Source organism: Pseudomonas sp. GP01-A4 (assembly GCF_058780865.1).
In genome coordinates, this window is record NZ_JBYSWF010000016.1 from 29,777 (window position 1) to 43,418 (window position 13,642).

Here is a 13,642-nt window from a genome sequence, read left to right on the forward strand (position 1 = left end):
TCACTTCTGGCCGGAAATCAACGATGCCACTTTCCCACCGCTCGGCACTGCCAGCATTGTGCCTGTCGCTGCTGTTTACCAGCGCCTTTTGTGTCGAGGCCGCCGACACTCCCGCTCCCGCCCCGGAAAAGCCGGTGGTGCGCCAGCCCTTGCCGGAGCGCAGCCAGGAAGAAGCCAACGCCCTGGAACGACAAATCCCGCAGCAGGAACAACAACAGTTGCAGGCTGGCAGCGATTCTTTCCTGGCTTTGTGGAAGCCGGCCAACAGCGGTGAGCCTGAAGGCGTGGTGATTATCGTCCCGGGCAACGGCGAAAGTGCTGACTGGCCTCAAGCAATCGCGCCGTTGCGCAAGAAATTGCCGGACGCTTCCTGGGGCACCCTGAGCTTGTCGCTGCCGGACCTGACCCTGGACACCTTGCCACCCCGCGTCATCGAATCGCCCAAGGCGACCGTGGAGACCAGCAGCAAAGACGCCAGCACCGTCGCCAAACCCGTGGAGCAAGCCGCCAGCGCCGAAGCGGAAGGCACTGACCCGGCCGTGGTTCCCGGCACCGATGAACAAGACAAGACCGACGCCACGCGAATCTTCGCGCGCATTGACGCCGCCCTCGCCTTCGCCCAGACCCAGAATGCCCGCAGCGTCGTATTGCTCGGCCACGGCACCGGCGCCTGGTGGGCCGCGCGTTACCTGAGTGAAAAACAACCGGCGCAGGTGCAGAAATTTGTCATGGTGGCCGCGCAGACCCCGGCGGGCCGTGCCCCGGACCTGCAACAACTGGCACCGAAACTGAAGCTGGCCACGGCAGATTTTTTCTATCAGGACAACGTCCAGGCACGCAAAGCGGCCCAGGAACGTTCCCAGGCCAGCAAGCGTTTGAAGAATGACAGCTACAAGCAGGTGTCGTTGAAGGCCTTCCCCGATAACAGCCAGGCCGGACAAGAGCAGCTGTACCGGCGGATTCGCGGGTGGTTGAGCCCGCAAAATCCCGGAGACTGATCGTAAATCTCAAAAACACTGGAGAACAAAATGTGGGAGCGGGCTTGCTCGCGAATGCGGTGAGTCAGTCACTGCATCTGTTACTGATCCACCGCATTCGCGAGCAAGTCGAATCGTCGCACCGCCACTCCCACAGTTGATCCGGTTTACGCCATAAAAAAGCAGCGCCTGATAATTCTGTTAGCGAAAGTCTCGCCTTTCGCGAATCAGCGCATAGGCGTTGTGCAGCTCGCGGGTGCGCTCGGTCGCCTCGCGCACTTGTGCGGGGCTGGCGCCACTGCCGGCAATCTTGTCCGGGTGGTGCCGGCTCAGCAGGCGCCGGTAAGCGCGCTTGATCACCGAAGGTTCGGTGGTCGACGTCACCCCCAGAATCCGCAACGCCTCCTGATAAGCCCCGCCACGATTGGCCAACGGCTTGCGCTCCGGCTCATAGTCAGCCGCCAGCGCCTGGATCTGCTGGACCGTCCAACCCAGCCATTTGCCCCATTGTTCAATCAACTCGCGCTCGGCCGTACTGGCCTTGCCGTCCGCCCAGGCCATGCGCCAACAGGCACGCAGCACACCTTCCGCCGCATGGGGCTGGGCCTTGAGCACGCCCAGGTAACTGCGTACCCGGTCCGAGCCGGATTTACCTCGATTGAACGCGGCAATCGCACGGCGCTGGGCCGGCTCGGCCATGTCCAGCGAGCGCATTTCCTGGCGGGCCTGCTGGATATGCCCGTCCACCACCCGGCCGTTGCTCTTGGCCAGGCGGCCGAGCAACACGAACAGCAACTCGTCATTGCGCAGCGCCGGCCGCCCGCCAAGGCGCTCGCGTAACTGGGCCCAGCTTTGCAGTTCCAGGCGCCGGTCCAGCGCCTGGCCCAGCAGTGCGCCCAACATGGCCCCCGGAATGCTGGCAATGGCAAAGCCCGCCCCGGCTCCGATCAGAGTCCCTGGCCACAACATCCTAGTGCCCCGCTGTCAACAGGGTTTCGACTTGCGCCAGGCGCTCCAGCGTCCCGACATCGATCCAGCGTCCGTTCATGTGTTCCCCCGTCACCAACCCTTTCGCCATGGCGTCACGCAACAGCGGCGCCAGCTTGAAGGCACCCGCACTGCAACCCGCGAACAGCTGGGGGTGGAGTACGGAAATGCCACTGAAGGTCAGGTTATCGGCACCGGCGGCGGCATCATGAAGCGCGCCGTCCTTCAGGTAGAAATCACCGCCGGACGGATGGTGCGGCGGGTTGTCGACCATCACCAGGTGGGCCAGCCCATCCAGCGGCTGGTGGAGGCTGGCGAAGTCGTAGTCGGTCCAGATGTCGCCATTGACCACCAGGAACGGTTCGTCCCCCAGCAGCGGCAAGGCCTTGAAGATCCCGCCGCCGGTTTCCAGCGGCTCGCCTTCGGCCGAGTACTGGATGCGTACGCCGTACTGCGAGCCATCGCCCAGATAGCCTTCGATCTGCTGGCCGAGCCACGCATGGTTGATGACAATATCGGTGAAGCCCGCTTTCGCCAGCGCCTCGAGGTGGTACTCGATCAGGCGCTTGCCGCCGGCCTGGATCAGCGGCTTGGGCGTGTGCAAGGTCAGCGGGCGCATCCGCTCACCTTTGCCGGCGGCCAGGATCATGGCCTTCATACCACCGCCTCGACGCGCAGGCTCGCCAGCAATTCACCCAGTTCGCTCAACTCTGGCCGGTCCGCGAGCACCGCCTCTATATAAGCGAAGAAGCGCGGCACGTCCGCCAGGTAGCGCGGCTTGCCATCGCGATGGCAGATGCGCGCAAAGATGCCGATCACCTTGAGGTGACGCTGCACGCCCATCAGGTCGCTGGCCCGCAGGAACTCCTCGAAGTCCGCCTGCACCGGGATACCCAGCGCGCCGGCGCGTTGCCAGTAACCGCGCTGCCATTCCCGCACGCGGGCCTGCGGCCAACTGAGGAAGGCGTCCTTGAACAGGCACGTGATGTCGTAGGTCACCGGGCCGTAGACCGCGTCCTGGAAGTCCAGCACGCCGGGATTCGGCTCGCTGATCATCAGGTTGCGTGGCATATAGTCGCGATGCACCAGGACCTTGGGCTGGGCCAGGGCGCTGTCGATCAGGTATTCGCTGACGCGTTGCCACAGGCCAAGCTGCCGGGCGTCAAACTCGATGCCCAGCTCCCGGCGAACGTACCATTCAGGAAACAATTCCAGCTCCCGACGTAACAGCGCGACGTCATAACTGGGCAACGGGGCTTCCATCGGCAATTGCTGGAAAGCCAACAATGCGTCTATGGCATCGGCGAACAATTGATCGGCATTTTCAGCCGTAATCACGTCCAGATAAGTTTTTTTCCCCAGGTCGTTAAGCAAAAGAAAGCCGCGAAGCAGATCTTGCGCATAAATTTTCGGAACATTTATTCCCGATTGACCGAGTAAATGAGCGATATCGACGAAAGGTTTGCAGTTTTCCTGGGGGGGTGGAGCGTCCATCACGACAAAACTGCGACCTCCTCCCTCCCACCGGAAGTAACGCCTGAAACTCGCGTCACTGCTGGCCGCAGTCAACGTGGCCGGGGGTACGACACCCCAGCCCTGGGTGGTAAAGAGGCCTGGCAATTGCTCATCAAGCCAGACTTTCAGCTGTTGCAAACGTAGATCTTGGTCGGGCATTACAAGGGTCTCCGACGGCGCTAGCCGTCAAGCGGGTCATGCTTTATTATCACGCATCTTTTTCAGACCATCGAGAGGCGTGCGGCCCACACCGCGGGCAGATGGCACGCAGGAAGCCCGGACTAATAAGATGGCATTGAAATCCCCCGCGTTTCGTAGAAAATTTCCGTTGCTGGTAACCGGCAGTCTGCTGGCCATGCAACCTTTCGCCACCTCATTCGTGGTCGCCGCGGAACAGTATGACTGCTCAGTCTCTGCTTCGGGTGCCTGGGATTGCGCGCCGAAAACGGCCGCAGCCCCGCTGCCACCGCGCCCGGTGCATGACGGCAGTGCCGTCAGCTCTGCCAGTGGCACGCCGCAAGGCGAGTCCGGCGGCACCGCCGAGGCCGTGCCGCAGACCGCTCTGGTCACCGAAGCCAAGGGCCGCGGCCTGCGTTCGCGCAGCGCCGACTATAGCCACCTGGACTGGGTCCCTCGCGAGAAGCTCACCGCCGCACAACTGGCCGAAACCGGCCCGTACTGCTCCGGCGCGTACATCGAGCCGATCCGTCCTGGCATGAACGACAAGACGAACAAGAGCGACGCGCCGACCTTCATCGGCGCCAAGGTCTCTCGTTACGAGCAGGAACAACAAGTTGCTTCCCTGGCCGGTGACGTCGTCATGCGCCAGGGCAGCATGCAGGTCGAGGCCGACGAGGCCAACCTGTACCAGGCCGAGAACCGTGGCGAGCTGAACGGCAACGTCCGTCTGCGCGACAACGGTGCCCTGCTGGTGGGCGACCACGCTGAAGTCCAGCTGGACACCGGCGCCGCCAAGGTCGACAATGCCGAATACGTGATGCACAAATCGCGCATCCGCGGTAACGCCCTGTACGCCAAGCGTGCCGAGAACGCGATCATCCGTCTCAAGGACGGTACGTACACCACCTGCGAGCCGAACAGCAACGCCTGGCAGCTCAAGGGCAACAACATCACGCTCAACCCGGCCACCGGTTTCGGTACCGCGACCAACGTGACGTTGCGGGTCAAGGACATTCCGATCCTTTACACCCCGTATATCTATTTCCCGATCGACAACCGTCGTCAATCCGGCTTCCTGCCGCCGAGCTTCAGCACCGGTAGCGAGACTGGCTTTACCCTGGTTACGCCGTACTACTTCAACCTGGCGCCGAACTACGACGCCACGTTGTACCCGCAATACATGACCAAGCGCGGCCTGTTGATGGAAGGCGAATTCCGCTACCTCACCAAGTCCAGCGAAGGCCAGTTCGGCGGCGCGTACCTGAACGATGATAACGACGAGCGCAAAAACCAGACCGACTACGAAAAAACCCGCTACATGCTCAACTGGCAGCACAAGGGCGGTCTGGATTCACGCCTGCTGACACAGGTCGACTACACCAAGATCAGCGACCCGTATTACTTCCAGGACCTGAAGTCGTACCAGATTGGCGTTCAGAGCCAGGAATACGTCAACCAACAGGGTTCCGTAAGCTATCGCGGCGACAGCTATACGGCGCGATTGAACGTCCAAGCTTATCAGCTGGCGACTATCTCCAATATTACGCCTTACAACAGGCTGCCCCAGCTCACGTTCAACGGCACGCTGCCATATCATCCAGCCGGTCTGGAGTTTGCCTACGAGACTGAGGCAGTCAGGTTCGAACGAGACCTTGAGAACGGCACGTTTACCGACGAGGACGGCCTTACATCTGACCGACTCGATAAAAACGTAGCCGGCCTGAACCGTGCGAACGGTAACCGCCTGAACCTGGCACCTAGCGTCTCGCTGCCACTGAACTGGACCTACGGTTTCATCACGCCGAAATTGAAGTACGTTTACACCAAGTACGATCTGGACTTGGACAGCATCGGCAAGAATGACCTGGTCACCAATCGCCTTGGCTCCTCCTCGCTTGGCGAGAGCTTCAAAAGCTCTGAGGACCGTGCAGTACCGATTGCCAGTATCGATAGCGGCCTTTACTTTGACCGCAATACCCAATGGTTCGGCGACAACTATCGCCAAACCCTGGAACCACGCTTGTTCTACCTCTATGTACCTGAGAAAGATCAAACCGACATTCCGGTATTCGACACCAGCGAGACAACGTTTAACTACTCATCGCTGTTCCGCGACAACCGCTTCGTCGGAAGCGACCGTATCGGCGACGAGAACAAACTGTCCCTCGGCGTGACCAGCCGCTGGATTCAGGACAACGGTTTCGAGCGTCAACGCGTCTCCATCGGCCAGGCCCTGTACTTCAAGGATCGCGAAGTCCAGTTGCCAGGTATTGATGCCAAGACCCGCGACGATGCGCATTCGAACGTCTCGCCTATCGCACTGGATTACGAGTTCCGCTTCAACCGCGACTGGCGCGCTACTGCAGACTATAACTGGGACACCGACAGCCACAGCCCACGCTCCGGCAGCGCGATGTTCCACTATCAGCCGGAAGACAACCCGAACAAGGTTATCAACGTCGGCTACCGCTATCGCAATGACCAGGTCGTCTACAACCAGTCGACCGGCAAGTGGCAGTTCGGCGGCGACTATGGCACTCCGGGCACCGACAACTTCGTGAAGGATTACTACAAAATCCAGCAACACGACTTCTCGATGATGTGGCCGATCATTCCGCAGTGGAACCTGATCACCCGCTGGCAGTATGACTATGCCCGCAACCGCACCCTGGAAGCCTTTGGTGGTTTCGAGTACGACAACTGCTGTTGGAAACTGCGTGTGATCAACCGTTACTGGGTCTCCAACGACGAATACACCCAGGCTGCCCCGCTGAACGAAAAGGGTGACCATGGGCTCTTCTTCCAAGTTGTCCTCAAAGGACTCGGCGGCCTGACCGGCGCCAAGGTAGAGAGCTTCCTCGACAAAGGCATTGAAGGTTATCGTGAACGTGAAGACCAAGCTTTCTGATTGTCTGCGCCCGCTGATGCTGGGCGCGCTGTTCCTGGGTACCGCCGCAGCTCACGCTGCGGTTCAACCGCTGGACAAGGTAGTGGCCATCGTCGATAACGACGTGATCATGCAGAGCCAACTGGACCAACGGGTCAAGGAAGTTCAGCAAACCATCGCCAAGCGTGGCGGCGGCGTACCGCCGACCAGCGTGCTGGACCAGCAGGTGCTTGAACGCCTGATCGTTGAAAACCTGCAACTGCAGATCGGCGATCGCTCCGGTATCCGTATCAGCGACGAAGAATTGAACCAGGCTGTCGGCACCATCGCCCAGCGCAACAACATGAGTGTTGATCAGTTCCGCGCAGCCCTGGCTCACGACGGCCTGTCCTATGAGGACGCCCGTGACCAGATTCGCCGGGAAATGATCATCAGCCGTGTACGTCAGCGTCGCGTGGCCGAACGGATTCAGGTGTCCGAGCAGGAAGTGAAGAACTTCCTCGCCTCCGACCTTGGCAAGATGCAGCTTTCCGAAGAACTGCACCTGGCGAACATCCTGGTGCCTACGCCAGACAGCGCCAACGCTGAACAGCTCAATGCTGCCGCAGCGAAAACCCAGGCTATCTATGACCGTCTCAAGCAAGGTGCCGACTTTGCCCAGATGGCCATTGCCCAGTCCGGCAGCGACAACGCCCTCGAAGGCGGTGACATGGGCTGGCGTAAAGCCGCGCAACTGCCACCACCGTTCGACCGCGAGCTGAGTGCCATGGAAGTCGGTGGCATCACCCAGCCTGCCCGTACGCCTGGCGGTTTCATCATCCTCAAGTTGCTCGGCAAGCGCGGTGGCGAAGAAGCGCAGATGAAGGACGAAGTTCACGTTCGTCACATCCTGGTCAAGCCAAGCGAGATCCGTACCGAAGCCCAAACCAAGGAACTGGCCCAGAAGCTCTATGACCGCATCGAAGCGGGCGAAGACTTCGGCGAATTGGCGAAGAGCTATTCCGAAGACCCGGGTTCGGCGCTTAACGGCGGCGATCTGAACTGGATCGATCCGAAGGCACTGGTTCCAGAGTTCCAGGACGTCATGGCCAAGACCCCGCAAGGCGTTCTGTCCAAGCCGTTCAAGACCCAATACGGCTGGCATGTGCTGGAAGTCCTTGGCCGTCGCGCCACTGACAACACCACCCAGGCCCGCGAGCAGCAAGCCCTGACCGTACTGCGTAACCGCAAATACGACGAAGAGCTGCAAACCTGGTTGCGTCAGATCCGTGACGAAGCCTACGTAGAGAACAAGCTTCCTGGTGCCGACCAAACAGGCACCGACCAGGCAGCCCAGTGACACCCAAGCGTTTCGCACTGACACCCGGCGAGCCGGCCGGCATTGGTCCTGACCTGTGCCTGCTGCTCGCCTCGCACCCCCAGCCACACCCCCTGATTGCCATTACCAGCCGCGACCTGCTCATTGAGCGGGCCGCGCAGCTGGGTGTGGTTGTCGATCTGCTGCCGGTGGGCCCGGGCAACTGGCCTGATCTGCCGGCACCGGCCAACAGCCTGTACGTATGGGATACCCCGCTGGCGACCAAGGTCGTGGCCGGGCAACTGGACAAGGCCAACGCTGCCTTCGTCCTGGAAACCCTGACCCGTGCCGGCCAGGGCTGCATCGACGGGGATTTTGCCGGGATGATCACCGCCCCGGTACACAAGGGTGTGATCAACGAATCAGGCATCGCCTTTTCCGGGCATACCGAATTCCTCGCTGAGCTGACCCATACCGAACAAGTGGTGATGATGCTGGCAACGGGCGACCTGCGGGTGGCGCTGGTGACCACTCACCTGCCCCTGCGCGAGATTGCCGACGCCATTACCCCCGAGCGACTGGAGCGTGTAACACGCATCCTGCACGCCGACCTGCAACAGAAGTTCGGCATCGCCCAACCACGCATCCTGGTCTGTGGGCTCAACCCCCACGCCGGTGAAGGTGGCCACCTGGGCCATGAAGAAATCGACATCATCGAACCAACCCTGGAGCGTCTGCGCCTTGAAGGCATGGACCTGCGCGGCCCATTGCCTGCCGACACTCTGTTTACCCCCAAATATCTGGAGCACTGCGACGCAGTGCTGGCGATGTACCATGACCAGGGCCTGCCCGTGCTGAAGTACAAAGGCTTCGGCGCCGCGGTCAACGTGACACTGGGCCTGCCGATCATCCGCACCTCCGTCGACCATGGCACCGCCCTGGACCTCGCAGGCAGCGGCAAGATCGATACCGGCAGCCTGCACGTGGCCCTGGAAACCGCCTATCAGATGGCCGAGACCCGTATATGACCGAGCATTACCAACACCGGGCGCGCAAGCGTTTCGGGCAAAACTTCCTGCACGACGCTGGCGTGATCGATCGCATCCTGCGTTCCATCCATGCCAAGCCCGAAGACCGCCTGCTGGAAATCGGCCCGGGCCAGGGCGCCCTGACCCAAGGCCTGCTGAAAAGCGGCGGCCAGCTGGACGTGGTTGAGCTGGACAAGGACCTGATCCCGATCCTCAACCAGCAGTTCGCCGGCATGCCCAATTTCAACCTGCACCAGGGCGACGCGCTGAAGTTCGACTTCACCAGCCTCAATGCAGCGCCCAACAGCCTGCGGGTGGTCGGCAACCTGCCGTACAACATCTCCACCCCGCTGATTTTTCACCTGCTGAACAACGCCGGCATCATCCGCGACATGCACTTCATGCTGCAAAAGGAAGTGGTCGAGCGCCTGGCAGCGGGTCCTGGAGGCGGTGACTGGGGTCGCCTGTCGATCATGGTTCAGTACCATTGCCGCGTAGAGCACCTGTTCAACGTCGGACCTGGCGCGTTCAACCCCCCGCCGAAAGTCGACTCCGCCATCGTGCGCCTGGTGCCTCACGCGGTGTTGCCACACCCGGCCAAAGATCACAAGTTGCTGGAGCGCGTGGTACGCGAGGCGTTTAACCAACGCCGCAAGACCTTGCGCAATACGCTGAAGGCTTTGCTCAGCAACGCTGAAATCGAAGCCGCCGGCGTCGACGGCAGCCTGCGCCCTGAGCAGCTGGACCTGGCTGCCTTCGTGCGCCTGGCTGACCAGCTCGCCATTCAGCCTGCGCCAGCGGCCGAATAAGTAGAGTCGGGCACGGCCAGACAGCATGTCTGGCCTAGTGCCCACCACTTGGCCTAGACTGATCGGCATCCGCTGTTCCCCCGCTTTTGCTTTTAAGGCCTCTTGCATGTCCGATCCTCGTTATCAGATCGACGTCAGCGTCGTCACCCGCTTTCTGGCGGAACAATCGCAACCCGAGCAGAACCGTTTTGCGTTCGCCTACACCATTACCGTGCAAAACAACGGCGAGCTGCCTGCCAAGCTGCTGTCGCGCCATTGGGTCATCACCGACGGTGACGGCCAGGTCGAGGAAGTCCGCGGCGCCGGCGTGGTCGGCCAACAACCGCTGATCGCCCCCGGCAAGAGCCACACCTACAGCAGCGGCACTGTCATGACCTCCCGTGTCGGCAACATGCAAGGCAGCTACCAGATGCTCGCCGACGACGGCAAACACTTCGACGCCATCATCGCCCCGTTCCGCCTCGCGGTGCCTGGAGCCCTGCACTGATGGCGACGTATGCCGTCGGCGACCTGCAAGGCTGCCTGGAACCGCTCAAGTGCCTGCTCGAGCGTGTGGCCTTTGACCCGGCCAAGGATCGCCTGTGGCTGGTGGGCGACCTGGTCAACCGTGGCCCGCAATCCCTGGAAACCCTGCGCTTCCTTTATGGCATGCGCGACTCCCTGGTGTGCGTACTGGGCAACCATGACCTGCACTTGCTGGCCGCCGGCAATAACATCGAGCGTCTGAAAAAGGGCGATACCCTGCGGGAAATCCTCGAAGCGCCGGATCGCACCGAGCTGCTTGACTGGCTGCGCCGGCAAAAACTCATGCACTACGACGAGAGCCGCGACACCGCCTTGGTGCATGCCGGCATTCCACCCCAGTGGACGCTGAAGAAAGCCCTCAAGTGCGCGAGTGAAGTCGAAGCAGCCCTGGCCGATGACAACCTGTACACCGCTTACCTGGATGGCATGTACGGCAACGAACCCGTTAAGTGGGACAACGAACTGACCGGCGTCGCGCGCCTGCGGGTGATCACCAACTACTTCACCCGCATGCGTTTCTGCACCGCCGAAGGCAAGCTGGACCTCAAGAGCAAGGAAGGCGCCGACACTGCGCTGCCCGGCTACAAGCCCTGGTTCGCCCACAAGGAGCGCAAGACCCGTGATACGAAGATCATCTTCGGCCACTGGGCAGCCCTGGAAGGCAAGTGTGATGAACCTGGCGTGTTCGCCCTCGACACCGGCTGCGTATGGGGCGGCGCCATGACCCTGATGAACATCGACACCGGCGAGCGCTCGAGCTGCCAGTGCGACTCCCCCGTTCCCGAACAACTGCAGGCCGCGGCAAAGCGCTGAGCCGCGCTTTCATACAGGCCAAAGGAGCCCGCCATGACTGAATTCAAACGTATCCCTCCCGAGCAAGCCCAGGCCCTGCGCGAGCAAGGCGCGGTGGTTGTAGACATCCGCGACCAGCCAACCTACAACGCTGCCCACATCAGTGGTGCCCAGCACCTGGACAACCACAACATCGCCGACTTCATCCGCGCCGCCGACCTCGACGCGCCGGTCATCGTCGCGTGCTACCACGGCAACTCCAGCCAAAGCGCGGCCGCCTACCTGGTGAGCCAGGGTTTCTCCGACGTCTATAGCCTCGACGGTGGCTTTGAGCTATGGCGTGCGACCTATCCTGCAGAAATTGCCGCAGGCGACGCGCAATAATTTTTTTCAAACCCCGCTATCCCGCGTGACGCTTGGCCTCGCGCCGTTTCTGACGAACGGCGCGGCCAAACTAATTTCGTATCGCGCCTTGACCTCCCGGATTCCGAACTATCCTTAAGCGCAGGCCATCCAAAACAGGGGAGAGCCGGTACACCGGCGTGCGGGTCATCGGTAGCGTTTCAGGGTGTTCTGGGGGGAAAACGGCCATTGGTGTCCACCAATGGCTGCCAGCATCGACTGATTGATCCGGCGTCGGCTCCACGTATCGAGCGAGGTGACGACGTCATGAGTATTTTTAGCCACTTCCAACAACGCTTCGAGTCCACCCGCCAGGAAGAGCTCTCGCTTCAGGAGTATCTCGAACTGTGCAAAAAGGACCGCAGCGCCTACGCGTCTGCCGCTGAACGCCTGCTGTTGGCGATCGGCGAGCCGGAGCTGGTGGACACCGCAGCCAATTCGCGCTTGTCGCGGATTTTCTCGAACAAGGTGATCCGTCGCTACCCGGCCTTTGAAGACTTCCACGGTATGGAAGAATGCATTGACCAGATCGTCTCGTATTTCCGCCATGCCGCCCAAGGCCTGGAAGAGAAGAAACAGATCCTCTACCTGCTCGGCCCCGTCGGCGGCGGCAAGTCGTCCCTGGCCGAAAAACTCAAACAACTGATCGAGAAGGTGCCGTTCTACGCCATCAAGGGCTCACCGGTGTTCGAGTCGCCCCTGGGGCTGTTCAACGCCACGGAAGATGGCGCGATCCTCGAAGAAGACTTCGGCATTCCACGGCGCTATCTCAATACCATCATGTCGCCCTGGGCGACCAAGCGCCTGGCCGAGTTCGGCGGCGACATCAGCCAGTTCCGGGTGGTGAAGCTCTATCCCTCGATCCTCAACCAGATTGCCGTGGCCAAGACCGAACCGGGTGACGAGAACAACCAGGACATCTCGGCACTGGTGGGCAAGGTCGATATCCGCAAACTCGAAGAATTCCCGCAGAACGACGCCGATGCCTACAGCTACTCGGGCGCACTGTGCCGGGCCAACCAGGGTCTGATGGAGTTCGTGGAGATGTTCAAGGCACCGATCAAGGTGCTGCACCCACTGCTCACCGCGACACAGGAAGGTAACTACAACAGCACCGAAGGCCTGGGGGCGATTCCATTCACCGGGATCCTGCTGGCCCACTCCAACGAATCGGAATGGCACACCTTCCGCAACAACAAGAACAACGAAGCCTTCATCGACCGGATCTACATCGTCAAGGTGCCGTACTGCCTGCGGGTCAGCGATGAAATCAAGATTTACGACAAGCTGCTGTTCAACAGCTCCCTGGCCAAGGCCCATTGCGCGCCTGACACCCTGAAGATGCTGGCCCAGTTCACCGTGTTGTCGCGCCTCAAGGAGCCGGAAAACTCCAACATCTACTCGAAGATGCGCGTGTATGACGGCGAAAACCTCAAGGACACCGATCCGAAGGCCAAGTCGATCCAGGAATACCGCGACACCGCCGGCGTGGATGAGGGCATGAACGGCCTGTCGACACGTTTTGCGTTCAAGATCCTGTCCAAGGTCTTCAACTTCGACCCGCACGAAATCGCCGCCAACCCGGTGCACCTGCTCTACGTGCTGGAACAGCAGATCGAACAGGAACAATTCCAGGCTGAAACCCGCGAGCGCTATCTGCGCTTCCTCAAGGAATACCTGGCACCGCGCTACATCGAGTTCATCGGCAAGGAAATCCAGACCGCGTACCTGGAGTCCTACAGCGAATACGGCCAGAACATCTTCGACCGCTATGTGCTGTACGCAGACTTCTGGATCCAGGACCAGGAATACCGCGACCCGGAAACCGGCGAGATTCTCAACCGCGTAGCCCTCAACGAGGAACTGGAAAAGATCGAAAAACCCGCCGGCATCAGCAATCCGAAGGATTTCCGCAACGAAATCGTCAACTTCGTGCTGCGCGCCCGGGCCAACAACAACGGCAAGAACCCTACCTGGCTCAGCTACGAGAAGCTGCGGGTGGTCATCGAGAAGAAAATGTTCTCCAACACCGAGGATCTGTTGCCGGTCATCAGCTTCAACGCCAAGGCCAGCAAGGAGGATCAGCAAAAACACAACGACTTCGTCACTCGCATGGTCGAGCGTGGCTACACCGACAAACAGGTACGACTGCTCTCCGAGTGGTACCTGCGGGTCCGCAAATCGCAGTAAGGCAGCGACAAGCGTGCAATGCCAGGCTCCCGGTGCGCCGGTCAGCCTGGCAA

At 60.8% G+C, this 13,642-nt stretch carries 12 protein-coding genes; 9 read left to right on the forward strand and 3 right to left on the reverse strand.

The window, feature by feature from the left end; genetic code table 11:
- Nucleotides 1-23: 23 nt before the first annotated feature.
- On the forward strand, nucleotides 24-998 hold the full coding sequence (locus AC3WKX_RS12060; RefSeq protein ID WP_102604413.1) for an alpha/beta hydrolase family protein: 975 nt from the start codon (nucleotides 24-26) through the stop codon (nucleotides 996-998).
- A gap of 180 nt (nucleotides 999-1,178) precedes the next feature.
- Here the strand turns inward: AC3WKX_RS12060 and AC3WKX_RS12065 are convergent, their stop codons facing one another.
- Genes AC3WKX_RS12065 through AC3WKX_RS12075 form a run of 3 tightly spaced genes read right to left on the reverse strand, consistent with a single transcriptional unit; the run spans nucleotide 1,179 to nucleotide 3,638 of the window.
- Nucleotides 1,179-1,946 (reverse strand): TerB family tellurite resistance protein, encoded by a 768-nt coding sequence (locus tag AC3WKX_RS12065; RefSeq protein WP_102370013.1) that lies wholly within the window; start codon nucleotides 1,944-1,946, stop codon nucleotides 1,179-1,181.
- Between the two features lies 1 nt (nucleotide 1,947).
- On the reverse strand, nucleotides 1,948-2,622 hold the full coding sequence (murU, locus tag AC3WKX_RS12070) for an N-acetylmuramate alpha-1-phosphate uridylyltransferase MurU (protein ID WP_003210984.1): 675 nt from the start codon (nucleotides 2,620-2,622) through the stop codon (nucleotides 1,948-1,950).
- On the reverse strand, nucleotides 2,619-3,638 hold the full coding sequence (locus AC3WKX_RS12075) for an aminoglycoside phosphotransferase family protein (RefSeq protein WP_102604412.1): 1,020 nt from the start codon (nucleotides 3,636-3,638) through the stop codon (nucleotides 2,619-2,621). The genes murU and AC3WKX_RS12075 overlap by 4 nt, the downstream gene beginning before the upstream one ends.
- 130 nt (nucleotides 3,639-3,768) lie before the next feature.
- On the opposite strand from AC3WKX_RS12075, the gene AC3WKX_RS12080 reads away from it, so the two are divergent.
- The 8 genes from AC3WKX_RS12080 to AC3WKX_RS12115 all read left to right on the forward strand — a co-directional run bounded on the left by AC3WKX_RS12080 (nucleotide 3,769) and on the right by AC3WKX_RS12115 (nucleotide 13,589).
- Nucleotides 3,769-6,567 (forward strand): LPS-assembly protein LptD, encoded by a 2,799-nt coding sequence (locus AC3WKX_RS12080; protein ID WP_102604411.1) that lies wholly within the window; start codon nucleotides 3,769-3,771, stop codon nucleotides 6,565-6,567.
- A complete protein-coding gene (locus AC3WKX_RS12085; protein ID WP_003210991.1) occupies nucleotides 6,548-7,885 on the forward strand; it encodes a peptidylprolyl isomerase in 1,338 nt (445 codons plus the stop codon). The genes AC3WKX_RS12080 and AC3WKX_RS12085 overlap by 20 nt, the downstream gene beginning before the upstream one ends.
- Nucleotides 7,882-8,871: a 4-hydroxythreonine-4-phosphate dehydrogenase PdxA gene (gene pdxA / locus AC3WKX_RS12090; RefSeq protein ID WP_003210992.1), complete on the forward strand. Its 990-nt coding sequence runs from the start codon at nucleotides 7,882-7,884 to the stop codon at nucleotides 8,869-8,871. The genes AC3WKX_RS12085 and pdxA overlap by 4 nt, the downstream gene beginning before the upstream one ends.
- Nucleotides 8,868-9,680 carry a 16S rRNA (adenine(1518)-N(6)/adenine(1519)-N(6))-dimethyltransferase RsmA gene (rsmA, locus tag AC3WKX_RS12095; RefSeq protein ID WP_076017896.1) on the forward strand — a complete coding sequence of 271 codons (813 nt, stop codon included), beginning with the start codon at nucleotides 8,868-8,870 and terminating at the stop codon, nucleotides 9,678-9,680. Before pdxA ends, rsmA begins: the two co-directional genes overlap by 4 nt.
- Before the next feature lie 106 nt (nucleotides 9,681-9,786).
- Nucleotides 9,787-10,167: a Co2+/Mg2+ efflux protein ApaG gene (gene apaG / locus AC3WKX_RS12100; protein WP_003210996.1), complete on the forward strand. Its 381-nt coding sequence runs from the start codon at nucleotides 9,787-9,789 to the stop codon at nucleotides 10,165-10,167.
- Complete coding sequence (locus tag AC3WKX_RS12105; RefSeq protein ID WP_102604410.1) at nucleotides 10,167-11,018, forward strand: symmetrical bis(5'-nucleosyl)-tetraphosphatase; 852 nt, start codon at nucleotides 10,167-10,169, stop codon at nucleotides 11,016-11,018. Before apaG ends, AC3WKX_RS12105 begins: the two co-directional genes overlap by 1 nt.
- 33 nt (nucleotides 11,019-11,051) lie before the next feature.
- Nucleotides 11,052-11,381 (forward strand): thiosulfate sulfurtransferase GlpE, encoded by a 330-nt coding sequence (gene glpE, locus AC3WKX_RS12110; RefSeq protein ID WP_008434417.1) that lies wholly within the window; start codon nucleotides 11,052-11,054, stop codon nucleotides 11,379-11,381.
- A 285-nt stretch (nucleotides 11,382-11,666) separates the two neighbouring features.
- Complete coding sequence (locus AC3WKX_RS12115; protein WP_003210999.1) at nucleotides 11,667-13,589, forward strand: PrkA family serine protein kinase; 1,923 nt, start codon at nucleotides 11,667-11,669, stop codon at nucleotides 13,587-13,589.
- Nucleotides 13,590-13,642 lie beyond the last annotated feature (53 nt).